Below are 20,823 nucleotides of genomic sequence, written 5' to 3' on the forward strand. Positions count from 1 at the left end.
CTCCATCCGGGTTACGGGTGACGGTGTGGTGCCGCGGCGCCGCTTGGATATCGGCATGATCCTTTCAGCGGGGGCAGGGGCACCGCCGTGCCCCGTCGGCGATGCCGATGCTCTTCTTCCTGTACACCGGGCCGTGGCATCTGCGGCTCTCCGCGACCCGGATGGCCCCGCGCTCGTGGAAGAGCACGGCCGGAGCCGGCCGTACCGCGAACTCTGCTTCTGGGCAGGAGAACTGGCAGCTCGGCTGCGTGAGGCCGGTGTCGGCCCGGGGGTGACGGTCTCGCTGCGGCTGCCGCGCTCGGCGCGGCTGGTCGCCTCGCTGCTCGCGGTCTTCGAGGCCGGTGGCGCCGCGGTGGTTCTGGATCCGCGTACGCCGGCCGAGCGGCTGGCGGCCATCGAGGCCGACGCGGGATGCGTGGCAGTGCTCGTCCCCGCTGAGGCATCCGCTCACCCGGGCGGTCTGCCGAGGGTTGCCGTGCCCGCTTCTCCCGGCGCTGCCCACGACGCGACACCCGTCCTGGCTGTGACCGGACCGGATGCCGAACTCGACCGTCTGGCCTGCGTGTTCTACACCTCGGGGTCGACCGGCCGCCCCAAGGGCGTGCGGCTCACCCACCGCAACCTGGCCCGGTTCGCCGCCGACCCGCGCTGGGACGGGCCAGGACATCGGGTCACCGCCCTGGTCTCCGCCCTGGGGTTCGACGCGCTGAGCCACGACCTGTGGCTGCCACTCACCCGCGGCGGCACTGTGGTGGTGCCGGCCGAGGACCGGGTGGACGCGCACCGGCTGGCCGCCCTGGTAGCGGCGCACGGTGTCACCGGGATCTTCCTCACCACCGCGTGGTTCAACCAGATCGCAGCCGACGACCCGGGAGCCCTGCGCGGCCTGCACACAGTGGTCACCGGCGGCGAGGCGGCCAGCCCGCAGGCGTTCGCCCGGATCCGGGCCGCCTGCCCGCAGTTGGTGCTCGGGAACGCCTACGGTCCGACCGAGACCACCACCTTCGCGACGCTCCACCCGCTGCCTCCCGGCCAGCCGCTGAGCGGGGAGCGGGTGCCGATCGGCACCGGGCTGACCGGGGCCACCGTGCGGCTGCTCGGCCCGGACCTGGCCGACGTCGCCGCCGGTGAGCCCGGCGAGATCTACGTGGCCGGGGAGCAGGTCGCCCAGGGATACCTGGGCCGGGCCGCGCTGACCGCCGAACGGTTCGTCGCTGACCCGTACGGCCCGGCCGGCACCCGGATGTACCGCACCGGTGACCTGGCCGTGCGAGGGCCCGACGGCGCGCTGGAGTACCTGGCACGGGACGACGACCAGGTCAAGATCCGTGGCCACCGGGTCGAGCCGGGCGAGGCACGCGCAGCCCTGGCGGCGCTGCCCGGGGTGGCCCAGGCGGTCGTGGTGGCACGGGACGGCCGGCTGCTCGGCTACGCGGTTCCCGAACGCGGACAACCCGGCGTCACCGGGGAGGACTTGCGCGCGCAACTGAGCCGGGTGCTGCCCGAGTACCTGCTGCCCACGGCCGTCATCCTGATCGACGCGATTCCGTTGACCGTGAACGGCAAGGTCGACCGGGCGGCTCTGCCCGCGCCTGTGGCGGCGAGCGGGGGTGCGGGTGTGCCCCGCACGCCGGCCGAACGCGCGCTGTGCGCGGCGTTCGCGGAGGTGCTCGGCCTGCCCGGGGCGGGTACCGACGACGACTTCTTCGCGCTCGGCGGCGACAGCATCACCGCGATGCGCCTGGTCAGCCGGGCGCGGCGGGAGAACATGGCGGTCAGCTCGCAGGACGTCTTCCGGCTGCGGACCCCCGGTGCCCTGGCCGGAGCCGCTCAGGCGGCCGCTCCGGCCGCGGACCTGTGGCACCGGTCGGCCACCGGCCGGCTGGAGCTGCCGCCCATCGCGCTGTGGCTGCGCGAACAGGGCGAGGGCGTGGCCGAATTCGTCCAGACAGTCCTGGTCCAGACGCCCCCAGGGCTTGAGCGCGGGGTGCTCACAGCGGCCCTTCAGACGGTGCTCGACCGGCACGACGCCCTGCGCACCCGGCTGCCGGACCCCTCCGCTCAGGCCGTGTGGCAGCCGGAGGTGCTGCCGCCGGGAGAGGTGGACGCGGCCGGGCTCCTGGAGGTGGTGGACGTACGGGAGCAGCCTGACGTCCCGTCGGAAGACGCGGTCCAGGCGGCGGTGGAGAACGCCATGCGGTCGCTGGACCTGCCCGCCGGGCGGATGCTGCGCGCGGTGTGGTGGGACGCGGGCCCGGCACGGCCGGGGCGCCTGCTGCTGGCCGCCCATCACCTCGTGGTCGACGGGGTCTCCTGGCAGGTGCTCACGCAGGATCTGGCGCGGGCTGCCGAGGAGCCGCGCTCGCTGGGCGCCTGGGGATCGGCCACCGCCTACCGCCGCTGGGTGCGGGAGCACAACGCCCGGGCCGGCAGTGCCGAGGTGCTGGCGACCCTGCCGCACTGGCAGGCAGCGACCGCCCCGGCCGCCACACCCTGGCCCGCGCGCGGACCGCTGGACCCGGAACTGGACACCATCGGCACCTCCCGCACCCTCGAGTCGGTCCTGCCCGCCGAGGTCGGCCGGACCCTGCTCACCACCGCCCCCGCGTACTTCGGCGCCACCACACAGGAACTGCTGCTGGCCGCGCTGACGGTGGCCACGGCCCGGTGCGGCGGTCCGGGGACGCTGGTCCTGGACACCGAAGGCCACGGCCGGGACACCGTGGAGGCCGAATCCTCCACCGACGTCTCCGCCACGGTCGGCTGGTTCACCTGCATGTTCCCGGCCCGGCTGGAGTGCCCCCAGCAGGCGGTCCGCCCCGCGGCGGATCCCGGCGGCGAGGGCGCGGCGCTGGCCGACGCCGTGCGTGCCGTCCGGGAGCAGTGGCAGCGAGTACCGCGGGACCGCGCGTCGTACGGGCTGCTGCGCTATCTGCACCCGCAAGCCGCCGGTCTGCTCTCCCGCGCGCCGGGCCGGCCGGTGCTGTTCAACTACCTGGGCCGGTACGCCGTTCCCGGCCGGGAACCGTGGCCCTACGCCGCCGAGGCACCCGTGCTGGGCATCCACCGGGCCGGCCGCCAGCCGTTGTCCCACCCGCTGGAGATCAACGCCGTCGTCGACGAACGCACCGGGGAACCCCTGCTCACCGCCGTCTGGCGCTGGTCGGCGCGGCTGGTGGACAGCCGTGACATCGAGCAGCTGGCCACGGAGTGGGCCGACGTCCTGGCCGCGCTGGCCCGCGCGGCGGAGACGGGCACGGGCAGGCGCGTCGCGGCGCCGACCGTGCCGGCGCAGCGCGAGGGTGAGCGGTGGCCCTGCTCCCCGCTCCAGGAGGGACTGCTCTATCACGCCCACCGCGGCGAGGGCGCAGGCGACCCGTACCACGTCCAGACCGTACTCGACCTCGAAGGGCCGGTGGAGACGGCCGCACTGCGCGCGGCGCTGTCCGCGCTCACCGCCCAACACCCGGCACTGCGGGCCCGGTTCCGGTGGGACTGCCAGGGCAGTGCGGTGCAGACCGTGCCCGGGACGGCCGAGATCCCGCTGAGGGAGACCGACCTCACCCACCTCCCGGAGGCGGAGCGGGAGCGGGCCGCCGAGGAGGAGACCCGCCGGGACCGGGACGAGCCGTTCGACCTGGCCGTGGCACCGCTGCTGCGGACCGTGCTGCTGCGTCTGGACGAGCGGCGCTCCCGGCTGCTGCTGAGCTACCACCACATCCTCATGGACGGCTGGTCGATGCAGGTGGCCCTCGCCGACCTGGCCGAGCTGTACGGACAGGCCGCCTCAGGCGCGGTGCCGACGCCCGCCGCGCGGCCGTCCGCGCTCGCCTACCACCGCCATGTCGCCGCCCAGGACGCCACGTTGGCGGCCAAGAGCTGGCGCGCCATGCTCAACGGCGTCAACGAGCCGACGCTGCTGACCTCCCCGGACGGCGAACACCAGGGCCGCCCGCACACCGTGCTGCTCGAGCTGCCCGCCGAGCGTACGGCCGCGCTGCGGGCGCGGGCGCGTGAGCGGGCGCTGTCCCTCAACACCCTGGTCCTGGGCGCCTGGGCACTGGTACTGGCCCAGCTGACCGGCCGCACCGACGTGGTGTTCGGCACGGTCGTCGCCGACCGCCCCCCGCACCTGCCCGACGTCGAGTCCATGGTCGGCCTGATGAACAACGCGGTGCCCGTACGGGTGGACACCGCCGCCGTCGGCGACCGCGGTGGCCTGCTGACGGCCCTCCAGGGCCAGCGAACCGACATGATGCCCCACCAGCACCTGGGCCTGGCCGAGATCACCCGGTCCGCCGGACTGCGCGAACTCTTCGACACCGTCGTCGTGCTGGAGACGTACACCGACGCCTTCGCCACGGCGTGGGGCACCGACGTGCGGGTGACGTCCAGCCGGGTGGAGAACGGCACGCACTACCCGCTGTGCCTGCTGGTCTCACCCGGCGAGCGGACCACCGTCCGGGTCCAGTACCAGCCGGGACGGCTGACCGAAGACGGCGCGCGGGAGATCGGTGCCCGACTGCTGGAAGCACTGGACGCGCTGGCCGCGGACCTGTCCGTGCCTGCCACGCACCCGTTCGGCCCCGCCGCCGCGGCCCGCCCGGATACGCCGCAGCCCCTGCCGGCGCCCGTGCCCGTGCTCCAGCGGTTCGCGGCGCGGGTGCGGGCGGCTCCCGGGCGGGCGGCCGTGGTGGACGGCGCCGGGGTGCTGGACTACCAGGGCCTGGACGCGGCCTCCGACCGCCTGGCCATCGAGCTGACCGCCCGGGGCGCAGGGCCCGAGGACGTCGTGGCCCTGTGCCTGCGACGCGGCCGGGACGCGGTGGCGGCGATGCTCGCCGTCCTCAAGGCCGGTGCCGCCTACCTGTGGCTCGACCCGCGCCACCCCGCACCACGGGTCGCGGCACTGGCCGCCGAGGGCCGCCCCGCGCTGCTCGTCCAGCACGAGGAGTTCGACCGGGCACTGGCCCAGATCCCCGCCGAGGTGCCCCGGCTGCGGCTGGAGCCGCACCACGTGTCCCCCGAGCCGCTGCCCGCCGGTGGCCCGGTCCGCCCGGCGCGGCTGCCCGGCCACCCGGCGTACGTGGTGCACACCTCCGGGACACAGGGCGTGCCCAAGGCGGTGGTGATGCCCGGCGCCGCCCTGGACCGGCTGGTGGACTGGCACGAGCAGCGCTTCCCGGCCGAACCGGACGCCGTGACCGCCCAGTTCACCTCGATGGCCTTCGACGTCGCCACCCAGGAAGTCCTCACCGCACTGTGCACCGGACGGACACTGGCCGTGCCGGACGCGGACACCCGCGCCGACGCCGCGGCCTGGACCGCCTGGCTGCGGACCCACCGGGTGACCGAACTCTTCGCCCCCACCCCCGTACTGGCGGCCCTGTGCGAGTTCGCCGACGGACAGCGCGAGCTGCTGCCCGACCTGCGACACCTGGTGCAGGCCGGCGAGGCGCTCGTCATCGGGCCGCAGCTGCGCGAGCTGTGCGCACGCGGCGGCAAGCGCCTGCACAACCACTACGGCCCGGCCGAGACGCACGTGGTGACCGCGGGGGAGGTCACCGGAGAGCCGGCCGACTGGCCCGCCCGGCCCGGCATCGGCACCCCCGTGCCCGGCTCGCGCGTGCTGCTGCTCGACAGCGGTCTGCGGCCGGTCCCCGACGGGCTGACCGGAGAGCTCTACCTGGCGGGTGACCAACTGGCGCGGGGCTACCTGGGCCGACCGGGCCTGACCGCCGGCCGGTTCGTCGCCGACCCCTGGGGGCCGCCCGGCACGCGGATGTACCGCACCGGCGATCTTGCGCGCCGACTCCCGGACGGCACGCTGGAGTTCATTGGCCGCAACGACGACCAGGTCAAGATCCGCGGACACCGGATCGAGCCCGGCGAAGTGCGGGCCGCCCTGGCCGCCCTGCCCGGTGTGGTCCAGGCCGCCGTGGTGGCCGGTCCGGACGGACGCGGCGGCAAGGAGCTGACCGGCTACGCCGTCGGCTCCACGGAGGCCGCCGCGCCCCTGGAAGGCGCCGCGTTGCGGGAGACGCTGGCCCGGGTGCTGCCGGACTTCATGCTGCCCGCCCGGGTGGTGGTGCTGGAGCGGATGCCGCTGACGGTCAACGGCAAGGTGGACCACCGGGCCCTGCCCGCACCCCGGCGCGAGCCGACCGGGACGCGGGCACCGCGCACCGCGGCCGAACGCGTGGTGACCGAGGCGTTCGCCGACGTCCTGGGCCTGGAGCGGGTGGGCGTGGACGACAACTTCTTCCACCTCGGCGGGCACTCCCTCCTCGCCGCCCGCCTGCTCCAGCGCCTGCGGGACCACCTCAACCCCGCCGCCACCCTGGCCCAGGTGATGCGACGAGCCACCCCGGCCGCCCTGGCCGCCGCACTCGCACCCGCGAACACCTGACGCCACCGGTCCCGCCCCGCTGCCGGGGCGGGACCGGACCGGCGCCTACCCAGCCGCCCCTCCACGGCTTTCCCCGACCGACCACAGAACAAGGTGGCGGCCATCCGCGCCGCCGCCACCGAGGAGCCCCGTGAACCCCTTCGACGACCCCGACGGCACCTTCCTCGTGCTCGCCAACGACGAGGACCAGCACAGCCTCTGGCCCGCTCACCTGACCATCCCGGCCGGCTGGCACGAGGTGCACCCCCGCGCCGACCGGCCCACCTGCTTGGCCTGGATCGAGACGAACTGGACCGATCCGCAGCCGCGTTCGCTGCGCACCGCCGAGGTCGCCCGATGACCTCCGCGAGCGACCCCGCTGCCACGGCCGACCCCGCTGTGGAGACCGTCCCCGCCTTGCGCATCGCTGTCGTGGCAGCGCTGCCACAGACCGCTCCGCCACTGGTCGAAGCGCTGCGCGCGCTCGGCCACCAGGTCCCGGTGGTGATCGGCTACCGGCGCCCCGCCGACTGGCCCGGGCACGTGCTCGGCGAGCACGACCTGCCACCGGGAGTGGACCTGGCCGTCCCCGCCGGCCCGGAATCGATCACCACACTCCTCCGCGCCTACGCCCCGGACGCAGCCGTCAGCTACGGCTACCCGAGGAAGCTGCCCGCCGCCGCGGTGTCCGCCCCCCGCCTGGGAACGATCAACTGCCACCCCTCCGACCTGCCCTCCTACCGGGGGCCGAACCCCGTGGGATGGGCCGTGCGCAACGGCGAACGCGAGATCGGCGTGACCTGGCACCGCATGGACGCCCAGCTGGACAGCGGAGCCGTACTGGCCCGCACCACCATCCCTCTGGACGACCGGATGTGGTCGTTCACCGGCGTCAACTCACGAGTGCTGGAGGCCGCTTCGGCGATGCTGCCGCACGTGCTGCGGCGGCTCGCGGACGGGGACGCCGGCGAACCCCAGCCACGGCGCGAGGCCACCTGGGCCGGATTCTTCTCGGACGACTACGCCACGGTGGACTGGTCCGAACCGGCCACGCACATCCACACACAGGTGCGTGCGTGGAACATCGCCGGTCACCATCCCCGGGTGCAGGGCCCGGTCGCGACGATCGACGGAACACGCTGGCGGCTGCGCCGCACCGCGCTGACACAGCCGCCACCGGGAACCGGCCGCCGTATCTCCTGCGGCACCGGTGACCTGTGGGTGCTGGCCGCCGACCAGCTGGACCCGGCATGACACCACCCGTCGGCCGGCCCCGGCGTATGAGGTGAGACGGTCCCCGCGAGGGGCACGGCGACGTGGCCACTGCCCCATGGTGAACCGACCGCCCGGGCCGCCCGCACCAGTTGGAGGGACGCTCTTATATTTCGCTAAGAACGTTCCCATAGCGTCCCGCTCATGATGATGTCACGTGGTGCAGTCGGATCTGTTGTCCTCACGGCCGTCGCCCTGACGGCCACCGCGGGGGTCGCCGCCGCGGCTCCCGCCCCCGCCGTTTCCCACGGCAAGGTGACGGACAATCTGTACATGTCGCTCGGCGATTTCGAGGATGCCACGTCCGGCCAGAATCCGAAGGTCAAGGCCATGATTGACCGTAAGGACATCGGCGGCGTGCAGGTGGTGGTGCCCTGGAAGGCCCTTGAGGGGAAGAAGGGGGAGTACAAGTGGTCGCGACTGGACCATGCCCTGACGTATCTCCAGCAACGCCACAAGCAGCTGTTCGTCCAGGTTCAGGACCGGTTCTTCGACGTAGCCATGAAGGACGCCAACGTCCCCCAGTATGTGAAGGACGAGAGCGGGGTCGCGCCGACGATCGATGAGAACCCCGACAACCCCACCACCCACGGGGCCATGGTCGCGCAGTGGAACAAGGGCGTGCGAACGGACTTCCAGGCCATGCTGAAGGCGATGGCGAAGAAGTTCGACGGCAAGCTCGCCGGGGTGAACCTTCCGGAGACCGCGGTCGAGGTGGACACCAAGACGGATCAGACCAAGTACACCTCGAAGTCCTACATCGACGCCGAGATCGACAACATGCGCTTCGGCAAGAAGGTCTTCGCCAAGACGCAGTTCATCCAGTACGTCAACTTCCTGCCGGACGACGACGACCACAAGCGCATGAAGGAAATGTTCGACCTCGCCAGGGACAAGAAGATCGGCATCGGCGGCCCGGACACCCTGCCGGACCGCCCGTACCAGATGGAGAACTCCTACAAGTTCCTCCACGCGTACAAGGCCGCCCTTCCCCTCGTCGCGATGGCCGTCCAGGAACCCGACATCAACGCCAAGGACCCCAAGACCGGCAAGCCGTACACCCGCGAACGATTCACCGGCTTCGCCCGCGACTACCTCGGAGCGCGCCAGATGTTCTGGACCACCGAGGCGGGCTGGCTGCAGAAGCCGGCCGCATAGGGCGGTCGTGCGGAGGCCCGCCTCCGGCCGCGCGGGCACGGGACCACCGCGAGGAGGCCGCCCCCGGCTCCCGGCCCTCAGCTCCCGCCCGTGCCCACCGCGTGCGGGCTGCGCTCGGTGCCGGGGGCCGGGACCGACGGGTCCGTGCCCAGGGTGACGATCCGGTTGTCGGCGTCGACATGCACGACGCTGGGCACGAGGGCGCGGGCCTCCGCGTCCTCGACCTGCGCGTAGCTGATGAGGATGACGAGATCCCCGGGGTGCACGAGATGCGCGGCGGCCCCGTTGATCCCGATCACCCCGGACCCGCGCTCGCCCTCGATCACATACGTCTCCAGGCGCGCGCCGTTGTCGATGTCGACGATGTGCACGAGCTCGCCGGGCAGTAGATCGGCGGCGTCCATGAGATCGGCGTCGATGGTCACGGACCCGACGTAGTGCAGATCGGCGTGGGTGACCGTGGCGCGGTGGATCTTGGACTTGAACATGGTGCGAAGCATGGAGAAACTCCTGAGGTGTCTGCTCCCTGCCTGCTTTACGCAGGTCAAGGGCGGTCTCCGACCACTATAGCGATTGGCGGGTCCGGGCGGCCCTGACTCCTGCACTCACACTGATCGCGCACTGGCCTTCCCCGGCGCCCCGGCTGTCCAGAATTTGGGTTCTGTCGCATGCGAATAGGAGATTGCCAGGAAGGGAACAAAGTATTCCGCCTCGAAGCTCACAGAATTCATCTAGCGTGATCGCATGAGCGAAGAGAATTATGTCTCGCCGGCGCGTATCCTTCGTGATCTCGTGCCGGGCGAGGCGTGGGAGGGGCTGACGTGCTTCCCACGAAAGAGACACTCGGCGGGTGCGACCCTGTTACGGCAGGGTGACTCTGGAACGCATGTGCTTGCGCTGATCCGCGGCATGGTGAAGGTGGTTCGCGGTGAATCCGGCGGCAGGGATCGGCTGCTGGCCTTCCGAGGGCCGGGTGAGGTGCTGGGTGAGATGGCCGTGCAGGATGGTGGGGGGCGACTGGCCCACGTTCGCGCAATTAGCGAATGTGAAGTTTCTGTGGTTCCCGCAGAGGAATTCCGGGACTTCGTCAAACGGCACAATCTGGCGAGTCAGCTTGCCGAGTATGCGGTGAGCCGGGTCCGTGAGCAGACCCAGGCGTGCGAGGGCGACATCGGTCGGCGGCTCGCGCTGGCACTTCTCCGCCTTGTCGAGATCTCCGGCGCGCGCTCGTTCTCCATCACCAGGGAAGAGCTGGCGCAGCATCTGGGAGTCGGACGGAACTCCGTCAGTGGGGTGCTGAAGCGGTTCGGGACGGAACGGGTGCGCGCTGAGCGGACGCGCATCGAGGTCGCCGATGAGGTCTATCTGCGATGTGTGGTCCGGGGGCGCGCCACTGAGTGATTAGGCTGTGATGCCCGTCACCGTTCTTCTGCACTGTGGGAGCGGAACGCTCCCCGCACTTCCGTGAAGCTCGAAGGGCACAGCGCTCCCAGCGCGTCCCCGTCCGTCCGGGCCGGTTTCGAGCCCGGACGGATCTTCACAGAGGAGTTTGACGATGCACGATCACGGTGCCGAACTGCCCAGGGCCACCGCGGCGCCCTACACCCGCAGCCGCCTCCTTCCTCCGTACCGCGGAATCGTCGCCGTGGACGCCAAAGGCTTCACCGGTCACCCGGCCATCGAGCATGAGGTGATCAGCCGGGCAGTGCCCGACTTGATCAGGACCTCGCTGGAGAGGGCGGGTTTGGCCGAGCTGTGGAACGAGCGCAAGTTCCCCGCGTCCACCGGTGACGGCTATGTGCTGGGATTCGACCCGTCGTTGATGCCCTTCGTTGTCCATCCCTGGCTGCTCACCCTCCAGGAAGTGCTGACCGACTTCAACGTCCATTCCCTCGGAGTCGTGCCGATCAGGCTCCGAGTCAGTCTGCACATCGGTCCGCTGCCTGACACCGATGACGAATTCGGGGGCAATGGGACGGCGCGCAACGACACGCACCGCCTGCTCGACTCCCGCCCCGTCAAGGCGGTGCTGGCCTCCTCCAAGGAGAACATCACGCATGTGGCGGCCATTCTGTCGGACCGCTGTTACGAGGACGTCGTCGCCAGTGGTTACACAGGGCGTCATCTGGATCACTTCATCGAGGTGCCGGCGACCGTCGAAGGCAAGCAGTTCGCCCAACGGGCCTGGATCTACGTGCCGCTACCCTCGGGACCACTGCACGATCGCCACATTCTTGGCTCTGCGGTAGACGAACAGGCCGAAAAGGACGGCCACTCGGTGAGTCGGCGTGGCGGATCCGAAGGCGGGCGGATGACGAACAAGGCGCCGAACGGCAATATCAATACCGGTACGGTGCACGGTGGTCAGAGTGTGAGCAATCAGCACATCGCCGGGGACCACGTAGGTGGGAACAAAGCCGGCCGTGTCCGGGGCTTCCAAGGGGACCGGGTGCATGGTGACAAAAACCAGGGCCGCTCGTGACCGCGGCGGACGGAACGGACGGAGAATCTCTGCCGGGCCGAGCTGAACCAGCTGACGAGCACCCTCCTCAGCCCAGTCCGCTCGACGCGGACCCCGATGAGGAGGTCAATGAGCTTCTCAAGGCCATGGCAGCGGGTTCCGGGAACCCGTGGTCCGTTGTCTTCGCTCCGTACGGAAACGTCAATGCCGGATCCGTCCACGGAGATCAGCGTGTGAGGAACGGCTCGGACGGGGAGCAGGCGAAGGGCCGTACGACCAGAGTCCATGAAGGCCCGATCCCGCGAACCGAGGTGGAGGACGCGGCCTTCGGGTTCGTGGAACCGGACTGCTTCCCGGTTGCCTACGACGAGCTGAAGAAGGGCCTGCTCTTTCTGACGGGCACTCCGGGCTCGGGCCGCCGCACGCTGGCGCTCAACTTGCTGCGGCGGTGCTGCGGGGGCACGACGTCGTTACGGGCCCTGGACAGCGTGACGGAGCTGGACAGATGGCGGCCCACGCACCCCGACGCCCGCGGCTACCTCATGGACGGCCTCTTCCCGTCCCATCCGCTGAAGCCGGGCATGCTCGGCAACCTCCGATCCCTCCTGGACAAGGCCGGAGCGTGCATGGTGATCGTCCTGCCGGACGACCCTCATCTCCTGCGCGGACTCGAACACGACCTCCACGTGCGGCTCGTCCGCTGTGAACCGCCCTCCCCCCGTCGGGTTTTCGATAAGCGCTTCGAGGCCCTGGTACCCGACGGTTCCGAGCGCTCCCGACTGCTGGGCGCACTGGAATCCGGGCTCCTGCAAGAACTGCTGGCTCCGGGGCTGGTACCTGCGGAGGTGGCCGAGCTGGTGTCGGCTGTGGTGTCGGCCGACGGCAACCCCGATGTGCTGGGAAGCATTCAGGACCGGCTCAGCTATCGGGCCGAGGAGGAAGTGCCGGAGCTCATCGGAAGGTTGCGGGACGACCCGGACGCCCTGGCCTTCCTCCTGGCCGCCTGCGTATTCGAGGGGCTGGACCACAGGATCGTCCGCGAAGAGTCGGACAGGTTGCTGGAGTTGGCGGCGGGGCGACTCGCGTCGGTTGTGGCGCCGACGGGCGGGGAGAACGTTGGGCGAGAGCCACGGCCCAACCCCGACTTCGTCTTCCGCCGCCCCCTGCAGGAGTTGCTGCATGCTGTGAGAGCCCAACGGGAGCCACGGAAGATCCGTGCGGAAGGGGCCTACGCCCACGTGGTGGAGCCGGTCACCTTTGTCAGGCACCGGCAGGCCGAGGCGGTGCTCAGGCACGTGTGGCGGGAGTACGGCCAGCTGTCCGAACTGCTCGTGAGCTGGCTGCGCGAAGTCGACCGGAACAGCGAGCTGACCCAGCCGGTAGGCCGGGTGATGGGCATGGCCACCGCCTGGGGCGGAGGGCGCAGGGCGCTGCGGCACATCAAGGCCCTGGCCGAATCGGAACGCACCACCAGCCACCTCATCGCTGCCCATGCGCTGGGCATCGCCGCGGAGGATCCCGTGCTGGTGGCCGAGGTGCGCTATCGGCTCAGCGGTTGGAGCAGGGCACGGGACTCGAACCTCCGGGCCACGGTGGCGCTGGCCTGCGGTGCGGATTTCGGTCTGTCCCGACCGGATTTCGCTCTGAGCCTGCTGCGCACACTCGTCGCCGGGGTCGATAAGGAAGCCAGGGGTTCCGCTGTCCGCTTCGCGGTACGGGCCGCGATATCTCGACTGTTCCAGGCAGGCAACGAGCGACTGGTGTTCGAGCAACTGGTCGAGTGGCTGGCTGATGAGCGGCAGGGTGCCGAGTCGCTGCTGGTGCTTTTCCCCCAGCTCCTCCAGGACCCACGGTGGTTCCAGCAGGAACTCGCGGGCCGGACCGAATGCGGTCGGCAGATCATCGACATGATTCGCACAGCCCTGAACTCCGATGTCACTTTCGACGCGACGTGCTGGGCTCTGCTCCGGTGGTGCGACGGCGGGCGGTGGGATGAGGGCCTGGCACGGGCGGTGGAGGATCTGTTCGCCGCGCTGGCCAGCCCCATGGAGCACGGTGCGCTGAGACTCTTCGTCGAAGTGGACCGGAGCGATACGGAAGGGCTGGCGGGCCGTGACATCGCCCGTCAGGCACTGCGCGGATGGCGCAACGGGGCGGCAGGGCATCGCTCCGCTCATGACGGGGTGTTCTACGAATCGGGGACGGAGAGAGGGGCGGCATGAGCGACGATCTGGATGAGCGTCTCTTCGTTCGCGCTACGAGAGCTCCTTGGCGCGAAATTCTGAGCCACCGCTGGTCGGCCACCAGGGAGCGGGCTCTGGTGCTGAAGGACACCGAAGGCAGGTACTTCGTCCTGGGCCGGCGGGGAGATCAGGGCGAGCCGGGGGCGGATGTACCGATTTCCGACGAGGCGGGTGCACCTGGGCTCCGCGGTACCTACGTGGATGCCTTCCACGTGGACCTGACGGAGCGCATGGGCACTCAGGCAGTGGCACTCCCCACGGTATACGGCGCGGAATCGGTGGACTTGTGGGTGTCCTGGTGGGTGCATGATCCGGTGCGGGTCGTGCGCTCCCGGATCGTCTACGGATGGGAAGCGGTCCGCACTCACCTCACACGGGCGCTGCGTCACCTCGTGGAGGCGCAGGCCGTCGCGGGCAGCGGCCTCGGGGCGCCGGAGGTGATGCAACACCTGGGCACGCGACAAGGGCTGGCAGAGGCGGGTCTGAGCTATCAGGTCTTCGACGTACGCCTCCGGGAGACCGGCGAAGAGCTCCATCTCGGCCAGGCGGAAGGTGACGCCGTCCGGTATTCATGGACGGCCAACCGCCGTGGTGAGTACGAGTTCTGTCTCCAGGCACTGCACAACGGTCCGGTCTCTCTGGCGGCACTTTGGCTGCTCAGGCACCCGGACCAGGTCAGCCAGGTGTTGGACTGGGCCGTGGGGCACCAGAGCCTGCTGGCGCCGGGGGCCGACTGGCAGGAGGAAATGGCTTCGTTGCTCGGCACGCTGACTGAACAGGAACGAAAGGAGATCTCAGAACTCTTGCGTGACCGTATCGCCTCGCTGGGACGCCGGGTTCCCGGCGTCTGAAGAGGGATGTGACGTTCCACAGGCTGGTGAATCCAGCCTTTTCCATGAGAGGAACGGGCGACCGACACATGTTCGGTCGCCCGTTCCTTTTTCGATTGCGTCTTCGGTGGCCGAGGTCACCTTTTTTGTGCACTGCGGGAGCGGTGATGACCCCGGCAGAGCGGGAGTCTCGGATCACCAAGGAAATGTGCCGGGCGGTTCATGTGGCCCGACCGGCCCTCTCCCGGAGGAAGCCATGCGAGAACACGACAAGACCGCGGTGGAACACGCAGGGGACACCCGCCGTGGGCGACCGACCGTCGTTCCCCTGGACCGCGACATGACTCACCCGTTGCCCGGCCGGGCCGACGAGTCGGCGGGGGAGCACCACGGAGGAGAAGCGCTCCTTGAGATGTTGCGCCGGGCGGAGTGCGCCCCCGGCTCGGAGGTCCTCGGCCGACTGAGCGAACTGCTCGGACCCCCGCAGCGTACCGAGGCCCCTGCTGATGGGCAGACGACGTCCGGGGCCTCGCGCACCATGGCGCTGAGTGCTGACCGGGGCATCATCAACACCGGTTGCGTCCACGGCGGACAGCATGTGACCGACGTCAAGGTTGCTGGTGATTATGTCCGGGGAGCGGACGATGGGATCTGAAACAGGTTCTGCCGACGACCCCCTGGCCTCACTTCTCCCCGAACTGATCAGAGACCAGCGGATGCTGGTGCTGGCCGGCCCGCACAGCACGCTCAACACTGGTGTGGTGCATGGTGATCAGCGTAATGCGCAGTACGCATCCTCAACTGCCGGGGACGGGCCACCGACCCGGATGCGCCAGGGGCCTGTGCGAGCCAAGGAACTCCAAGACGCCCGACGCCGTTTCATCGCCCCCGCTGCGTTCGAGGAGGGGCTCGCCGCACTCGGCTCAGGCATCCTGTTGCTCGTCGGAATGCCGGGTACCGGGCGATTCACGCTGGCGCTCAATCTGCTGGCCCATGGGTTCGACGATCCTGCGCTCGTCCAGGTGGACGGAGCGGTGGATCTGGCCCGCTGGCGTCCCCGGTCCCAAGGGGTGCACGGCTACCTGGTCATGGAGCCCGGCGACCCCTTCGCGCTCAAGCCCTGGGACTTCTCCCACCTGGAAGGGCTCCTGGCAACAGCGGGGGCACGGCTGATCATCGTGTTGCCGGAATCGCCGGGCCTTGTCAGGGCGCTGGAGCGGGACTTCGGGGCCCAGGTGGTACACCACGAGCCGCCTGATCCGGGCGACGTCTTCTCCGCTCACTTCGCGGATATCTGTCCCGATATGGAAGTTCGAGCCCGGTTGCTGGAGCCGCTGGGGCCGGAATTCCTCTCCGAAATCCTGCCCCCCGAACTGCCACCCGGATGTGCGGCACAGGCGGCACGGACGGTGGCCTGCCTGGGGGTCGGAGGTGCAGTCGATCATTCCGAGGTGTTGTCCCGCCTGGCCTCGACGGAAGCACCAGAAGTCCTGGCTCGGGCGGAGGGAGATCCGGAAGTCTTGGCCCACTTGTTGTCGGTCTGCGTCTACGGAGGTCTGGACCGGGCCACCATCGTCGAGCGGGCCGCGGATCTTCTCGCGCTAGCAGGAAACCAGCTGTCACCGGAACCCGACAACCTCCCGGACCCGGCCGGCAAGCGAGGGCACGGCCTTGCCCGGCAGCGGTCGCTGCGGGACATCCTGCGTAGCGCCGGGGCACGTTGCGAAGCCCGTGGGGGTGGCAGCCCGGGGGAGACCGTCACTTTCTTGTGGCCGGCGCTGCGCGAGGCCGTCTGGGATCTCGTGTGCCGTGAACACACCGGCTTGCTGCCTCTGCTGCACGACTGGTTGGGGAAGACGGGGCACGACGAAGAGGGGCTCGAATGTGCCGGGCGTGCCGTGACGGAGATGGCCGTACGGACCCGGGGGCAGACCTTCGGTCTGATCCGGGAACTCGCCCTGTCCTCCCGGCAGCCGGGCGTCGACGTCGCGGCCCGGGCTCTCGGCGCAGCGGTACTCGATGCCACAGTCGCCGACAAGGCGTACGCGTTGCTCCAGGAGTGGAGCAACGCGCCTGAAGTAGCGCTACGCGCCACTGTTGTTCACGCTTGCCGTTCGGGCACGGGCGACCTCGGGGCCGAGCAGGCATTGGCCTTGCTGCGCAGTCTTGTGGACAAGCCGGGCGACGACGCCGATGACATGGCAGTGACCTTGAGCGTCTCGGAAGTCCTGGTGCAGCGGTTCGAGGCGGGGGATCCCACGGTCAAGGAGACGATCGTGCGCCACCTGGCGGCCTGGACGCAGAACGAGGATGTCGCGGACCTGTTGGCAGCCATTGCCTTTCCTTTGCTCGTCGAACGCGACTGGTCGTGGTTCGGCGGTCAATTGCTCCTCGGCGGGGAAGCGGCCACGCGCGTCGCGGAACTCGTCTGGCATGCGCTCAACGAGGCGACGACGTACCACTCGATGCGGGACACGCTGCTGGTCTGGTGCCGGGAGACGGAAGACGCACCGCAGCCGGATGGGGCGGTGGAGGAACTGTTCGCCCGGCTTGTCGACGCTCGCCAACCGGGATTTCTGCGCCTGCTCCTGTCCATCGAACGCGGCGGAGACGCCATGCCCGGTCGGCAGCTCGCGGAGCGATCCCTGACCGAGTGGCGCGGCAAGAGCCCGGCTCGGGAGAGCGAGTGATCAGGAGGATGACGATGGCATTACCTTCTCGGCCCAGGCTCTTCGACTCCATCGAGCGGAATTTCACGGGTACAGATCCGGTATCCGACCTGCGGCTCGACGGCGGACCGGAGAGGAGGGGCCCCTCGCTCTCACTGGCAGAGGTGCGCCCAATGCTGTACGACCGCGCGGCGGACTCTGCCGTGCGGACGGGATTGTGGCGCCAGGTGGTCGCTCTGGCGCAGAGCGACCCGGCTCCGCGCGGCTGGCGGCTGAGCGCGGTGTGGCTGGCCCTTCCCGGGTTGCGGCGTACCTCGTTCAGGATCGCGGACCGGCTCGGGGTGGATCGCGAGGACGCCGAAGCGGAACTGGTCACGGCCTACCTCGAAACACTGCAGGTGATCGGACCGGATACTGCGGACCCAGGGTCTGCGCTGCTGCGCTCCGCGTGCACGAAGGCGTGGAACGCCGCACGCCGTGCCCGTGTCGAGGTGGCCGTGGAGGACGTGGACGCCGTCGCCGGGACGCGATACGAGCCGGACGGCACCTGGCAGATGGTGTTCGACGGTCCCGACAGGCATGACGGCCTCGCCGCAGCCCTGCGGATCACCGTTCCGGCGGACCGGGCCGAAGGCGTGCGCATCGGCGCTCTGGCGCAGGAATGGGGACTGACCGACACCGTCGCCGACACACACCAGCTCCGGAGGGGACGCCGAGTCGGAGCGCTTTCGCTGCGGACCGCGAGGAGGCGCGGATGAGGGAGTGTGACGTGACTCCCCTGACTTTTCGGGAGATCTTCGACCTTCCGGTCAGTGTGGATCTGAGGACCGCCGCCAGGGCGTTCGGCATGTGCCTGGGCACTGCTTACCGACTGGTCGGCCTCGGCAAATTTCCGTGCGAGACCGTTCGTGTCGGTCACCGCCATCGGGTTCTCACCGTGAACCTCATGCGCGCACTGGGCATCGAGGAGCGGCCCGTCTATGCCGACGACCTTGCTGACGGCGTGGCGTTGACGCTTTTCGACTGATGCCGCTCCGGTTCTGGCCGGACATGAACATCTCGGCAAGCCAAGTCTTTCCGAAGGAGATCTGACATGCCCACATGCTTTGCGATCGGGCCGCTGGGCAACGCCCGTACGCCCGCCGACGGAACAGCCCATGAAATCCGGCAACGGTCCGCAATGTTCTACGAGGACGTCGTGCGGCCCGTCTGCGAGCAGTTCGGCCTGACCCTGATCCGGGCCGACGACGTCGCAGGCGCCGGTCTGCTGTCCGAGCGGTTGATCCGCCACCTCATCGAAGAGGACATCGTCGTCGCCGACCTCACCGGGGGCAGCCCTGAGACCGTCTACGGGCTCGGCATCCGGCACGCGATCGGCCGGTACGCCGTGCACCTCGGCGAGACCGGCACCGTGCCCTTCGGCGCGGGAGCACTCCCGACCATCGAGTTCCCGGCTCTTCCTCTCGGATCGGTCGAAGCACGGCAGGGGCTGGCGGCAGCACTCGCCGAAGGGCTCGCCGGAGCGGGTCCCCTCATGCTGCCCGCACGCGTCCTGCTGTCCGCGCCTTCTCCAACTGCCGAAAGCGCGGACGTGGTCGCCACGGAGCAAGATGCCCCTGGACTGTTCGAGCTGATGGTCTCCGCCGTGACGGAGATGGAGGCGATCCCGGTTGACTTGGCGGAAGTGGAATCGGCGTTCCAGGACCTCGGGGCCATGGCCGAGCTGATGGGCGAGGACATGCTCCGGGCGACCTTGCCGGGGGTTCCTATGAGTGCCCAACTGGCGGCTATGAATCGCTTCGCCAAGGCCATCGAAGGACCGTCCGACGATCTGGAAGCGGCAGCCCGACGCTTCGCCGAGCGGATGAACGCCGTTTTCGACGCCCTCAGCGTGTTCTTCCAGTGGGCACGCAAGACGCCGCGGAGCGAGTTGCCGGAGGAAGTGAACGAGTTGCTCGACCAGGTGATCGAGACGTCCCAGGATATCCGGGGCGCCGCGACGGGTGCGGAAGAGATCGGGCCTGTGATCGAGATGCTCAGCATGACCAGTCGGCGGCTGCGGAAGCCGAGCCGGAAGATCGGCGCATCCATCCAGACCATCTTCGGGAGCGTGGCGGTGTTCGAGGAGTGGGAGAACACGGCTCGGGAGCTGAAGCAGGGTTAGGGAAGGCGCAAGCTTTCGGGGAGTGCCGGGGCCGTGGGCTCCGGCACTCTCTCCTTTGGGGCGGGCAAGTGAGGTCAAGGCTCAGGGGACTCGACCACCGCGTGCGCCGCCCGCACCCCCTCCACCGTGTCCGCCTCCCACGCCCTCTTGTCCTCGCGGTAGCGCACCACGCGGGCGAAACGCAGGGTGATGCCCGCCGGGTAGCGGGGCGAGCGCTGGATGCCGTCGTAGGCGATCTCCACGACCAGCTCCGGGCGGACGCGGACCACGAAGCCGTCGTCGCTGACCGCCAGCTCGCGCAGGCGCTCGGTCTGCCAGGTCAGGAGGGCGTCGGTGAGGCCCTTGAAGGTCTTGCCGAGCATCGCGAACGAGCCGTCCGGCAGCCGGGCGCCCAGGTGGAGGTTGGAGAGCTTGCCGGTGCGGCGGCCGTGGCCCCACTCGGCGGCCAGGACCACCAGGTCGAGTGTGTGGACGGGCTTCACCTTCAGCCAGGAGGCGCCGCGGCGGCCCGCGCTGTACGGGGCGCCGAGCGCCTTGACCACCACGCCCTCGTGGCCGCGCCGCAGGACCGCCGCCGCGAAGTCCCGGGCCGCCGCCCGCGCACCGTCGTCGGAAGGGTCCGCGACGACCAGCCGCCGTACGCGCAACGGCTCCGGCACCACCCTGGCCAGCTCCGCGTGGCGCTCGGAGACCGGCAGGGCCAGCAGGTCGCGGCCGTCCACGGCCAGCAGGTCGAAGAAGACGGGGGAGAGGGGGACGGTGAGCGCCGCGCCCGCCACGTCCAGCCGGGAGCCGACCCGGCCCGCGATCTCCTGGAAGGGGCGCGGCCGTCCCGCGTCGTCCAGGGCGATGATCTCGCCGTCGAGCACGGCCCGCCCGGCCGGCAGCTCCCGCGCCACCCGGGCCAGCTCCGGCAGCCGCTCGGTGATCTCCTCCAGGGCGCGGGTGAAGATCCGTACGCCGTCGCCGTCCCGGTGCACCTGCACCCGGATGCCGTCCAGCTTCTCCTCCACCGCGCACGGCCCGAGCCGGTCCAGGGCCTCGTCGACGTCCTTGGCCGTCTGCGCCAGCATCGGCTGCACCGGCCGCCCCACCTCCAGGCGGAAGTCGGCCAGCGCCGCCGGGCCGCGGGCCAGCAGCTCCCGGGCCACGGCCGCCGGGGAGCCGCCGCCGAGCATCACCGCCCGGCGTACGTTCTCGGGCGGCGCACCCGCGGCGGCCGCGAGCCCCTCGACGGCGAGCGCGTCCAGCGCGCCCTGCCGCAGCTCACCGCCGAGCAACCCGCGCAGGAACCGCTGCTCCTCCGCCGTGGCCGCGCCCATCAGCGCGTCGACGAGCCGCTTCCGCTCGGCCTTCGCGCCCTTGCCCGCCACCGCCGCGAACGCCTCGACCGCCCGGTCCACGTCCCGGACGGTCAAGGAAGGCGCCGCGGCGGGCGGCGGCGCGTCGCGCAGCACGCTCCAGCCGATCCCGACCCTGCCCTGCGGCAGCCGCCCCGCCAGATAGGTCAGGGCGACCGGCGCCTCCTCGGGTCCGGCCGTCCGGAAGAGACCGGCCAGCAGGCCGGTCTTCTCCGACCGCGAGCTCGTCGCGGCGACGGCCGCGGACACACGGGCGATCTCGGCCAGGAGCATGCCC

At 70.5% G+C, this 20,823-nt stretch carries 15 protein-coding genes; 13 read left to right on the forward strand and 2 right to left on the reverse strand.

Going from position 1 to position 20,823, the window contains the following annotated elements:
• Positions 1-133: 133 nt before the first annotated feature.
• From ACH427_RS22955 to ACH427_RS22970, 4 genes are all read left to right on the forward strand, one after another.
• Positions 134-6,409, forward strand: coding sequence for an amino acid adenylation domain-containing protein (locus ACH427_RS22955; RefSeq protein ID WP_398871932.1), 6,276 nt, complete (start codon positions 134-136; stop codon positions 6,407-6,409).
• A 130-nt stretch (positions 6,410-6,539) separates the two neighbouring features.
• Positions 6,540-6,749, forward strand: coding sequence for an MbtH family protein (locus ACH427_RS22960; RefSeq protein ID WP_398871934.1), 210 nt, complete (start codon positions 6,540-6,542; stop codon positions 6,747-6,749).
• The gene (locus tag ACH427_RS22965) at positions 6,746-7,642 is read left to right on the forward strand and encodes a methionyl-tRNA formyltransferase (RefSeq protein WP_398871936.1); all 897 of its coding nucleotides are present in this window, start codon (positions 6,746-6,748) and stop codon (positions 7,640-7,642) included. The genes ACH427_RS22960 and ACH427_RS22965 overlap by 4 nt, the downstream gene beginning before the upstream one ends.
• A gap of 162 nt (positions 7,643-7,804) precedes the next feature.
• On the forward strand, positions 7,805-8,818 hold the full coding sequence (locus ACH427_RS22970; RefSeq protein WP_398871938.1) for a hypothetical protein: 1,014 nt from the start codon (positions 7,805-7,807) through the stop codon (positions 8,816-8,818).
• Between the two features lie 77 nt (positions 8,819-8,895).
• On the opposite strand, the gene panD is transcribed toward ACH427_RS22970, so the two are convergent.
• On the reverse strand, positions 8,896-9,318 hold the full coding sequence (gene panD, locus ACH427_RS22975; RefSeq protein WP_398871940.1) for an aspartate 1-decarboxylase: 423 nt from the start codon (positions 9,316-9,318) through the stop codon (positions 8,896-8,898).
• A 244-nt stretch (positions 9,319-9,562) separates the two neighbouring features.
• On the opposite strand from panD, the gene ACH427_RS22980 reads away from it, so the two are divergent.
• The 9 genes from ACH427_RS22980 (at position 9,563) to ACH427_RS23020 (ending at position 19,185) form a co-directional block, all read left to right on the forward strand.
• Entirely contained in the window at positions 9,563-10,219 is a 657-nt protein-coding gene (locus ACH427_RS22980; RefSeq protein ID WP_398871942.1) for a Crp/Fnr family transcriptional regulator, read from the forward strand.
• Between the two features lie 154 nt (positions 10,220-10,373).
• A complete protein-coding gene (locus ACH427_RS22985; RefSeq protein WP_398871944.1) occupies positions 10,374-11,300 on the forward strand; it encodes a hypothetical protein in 927 nt (308 codons plus the stop codon).
• Between the two features lie 212 nt (positions 11,301-11,512).
• Complete coding sequence (locus ACH427_RS22990; protein WP_398871946.1) at positions 11,513-13,501, forward strand: hypothetical protein; 1,989 nt, start codon at positions 11,513-11,515, stop codon at positions 13,499-13,501.
• Entirely contained in the window at positions 13,498-14,373 is an 876-nt protein-coding gene (locus ACH427_RS22995) for a hypothetical protein (RefSeq protein ID WP_398871948.1), read from the forward strand. Before ACH427_RS22990 ends, ACH427_RS22995 begins: the two co-directional genes overlap by 4 nt.
• A 319-nt stretch (positions 14,374-14,692) precedes the next feature.
• Positions 14,693-15,007 (forward strand): hypothetical protein, encoded by a 315-nt coding sequence (locus ACH427_RS23000; protein ID WP_398871950.1) that lies wholly within the window; start codon positions 14,693-14,695, stop codon positions 15,005-15,007.
• A gap of 61 nt (positions 15,008-15,068) precedes the next feature.
• Positions 15,069-17,042 carry a hypothetical protein gene (locus tag ACH427_RS23005; protein WP_398871952.1) on the forward strand — a complete coding sequence of 658 codons (1,974 nt, stop codon included), beginning with the start codon at positions 15,069-15,071 and terminating at the stop codon, positions 17,040-17,042.
• A gap of 152 nt (positions 17,043-17,194) precedes the next feature.
• Positions 17,195-17,779, forward strand: coding sequence for a hypothetical protein (locus ACH427_RS23010; RefSeq protein WP_398871954.1), 585 nt, complete (start codon positions 17,195-17,197; stop codon positions 17,777-17,779).
• The gene (locus ACH427_RS23015; protein ID WP_398871956.1) at positions 17,776-18,048 is read left to right on the forward strand and encodes a DNA-binding protein; all 273 of its coding nucleotides are present in this window, start codon (positions 17,776-17,778) and stop codon (positions 18,046-18,048) included. The genes ACH427_RS23010 and ACH427_RS23015 overlap by 4 nt, the downstream gene beginning before the upstream one ends.
• Positions 18,049-18,201: 153 nt before the next feature.
• Positions 18,202-19,185 carry a hypothetical protein gene (locus tag ACH427_RS23020; RefSeq protein WP_398871958.1) on the forward strand — a complete coding sequence of 328 codons (984 nt, stop codon included), beginning with the start codon at positions 18,202-18,204 and terminating at the stop codon, positions 19,183-19,185.
• 74 nt (positions 19,186-19,259) lie between these two features.
• On the opposite strand, the gene ACH427_RS23025 is transcribed toward ACH427_RS23020, so the two are convergent.
• Complete coding sequence (locus ACH427_RS23025; RefSeq protein WP_398871960.1) at positions 19,260-20,819, reverse strand: ATP-dependent DNA ligase; 1,560 nt, start codon at positions 20,817-20,819, stop codon at positions 19,260-19,262.
• Positions 20,820-20,823 lie beyond the last annotated feature (4 nt).

Source organism: Streptomyces sp. NPDC020379 (assembly GCF_044387105.1).
GTDB lineage: Bacteria > Actinomycetota > Actinomycetes > Streptomycetales > Streptomycetaceae > Streptomyces.

Bases quoted from the DNA above. Each gene is read 5' to 3' on its own strand.
- ACH427_RS23010 (WP_398871954.1), top strand. From the start codon at position 17,195: ATGCTGTACGACCGCGCGGCGGACTCTGCCGTGCGGACGGGATTGTGG.
- ACH427_RS22970 (WP_398871938.1), top strand. From the start codon at position 7,805: ATGATGATGTCACGTGGTGCAGTCGGATCTGTTGTCCTCACGGCCGTC.
- ACH427_RS22980 (WP_398871942.1), top strand. From the start codon at position 9,563: ATGAGCGAAGAGAATTATGTCTCGCCGGCGCGTATCCTTCGTGATCTC.
- panD (WP_398871940.1), bottom strand. From the start codon at position 9,318: ATGCTTCGCACCATGTTCAAGTCCAAGATCCACCGCGCCACGGTCACC.
- ACH427_RS23025 (WP_398871960.1), bottom strand. From the start codon at position 20,819: ATGCTCCTGGCCGAGATCGCCCGTGTGTCCGCGGCCGTCGCCGCGACG.
- ACH427_RS23020 (WP_398871958.1), top strand. From the start codon at position 18,202: ATGTTCTACGAGGACGTCGTGCGGCCCGTCTGCGAGCAGTTCGGCCTG.
- ACH427_RS23000 (WP_398871950.1), top strand. From the start codon at position 14,693: ATGACTCACCCGTTGCCCGGCCGGGCCGACGAGTCGGCGGGGGAGCAC.
- ACH427_RS22965 (WP_398871936.1), top strand. From the start codon at position 6,746: ATGACCTCCGCGAGCGACCCCGCTGCCACGGCCGACCCCGCTGTGGAG.
- ACH427_RS22995 (WP_398871948.1), top strand. From the start codon at position 13,498: ATGAGCGACGATCTGGATGAGCGTCTCTTCGTTCGCGCTACGAGAGCT.
- ACH427_RS23015 (WP_398871956.1), top strand. From the start codon at position 17,776: ATGAGGGAGTGTGACGTGACTCCCCTGACTTTTCGGGAGATCTTCGAC.
- ACH427_RS23005 (WP_398871952.1), top strand. From the start codon at position 15,069: ATGCTGGTGCTGGCCGGCCCGCACAGCACGCTCAACACTGGTGTGGTG.
- ACH427_RS22985 (WP_398871944.1), top strand. From the start codon at position 10,374: ATGCACGATCACGGTGCCGAACTGCCCAGGGCCACCGCGGCGCCCTAC.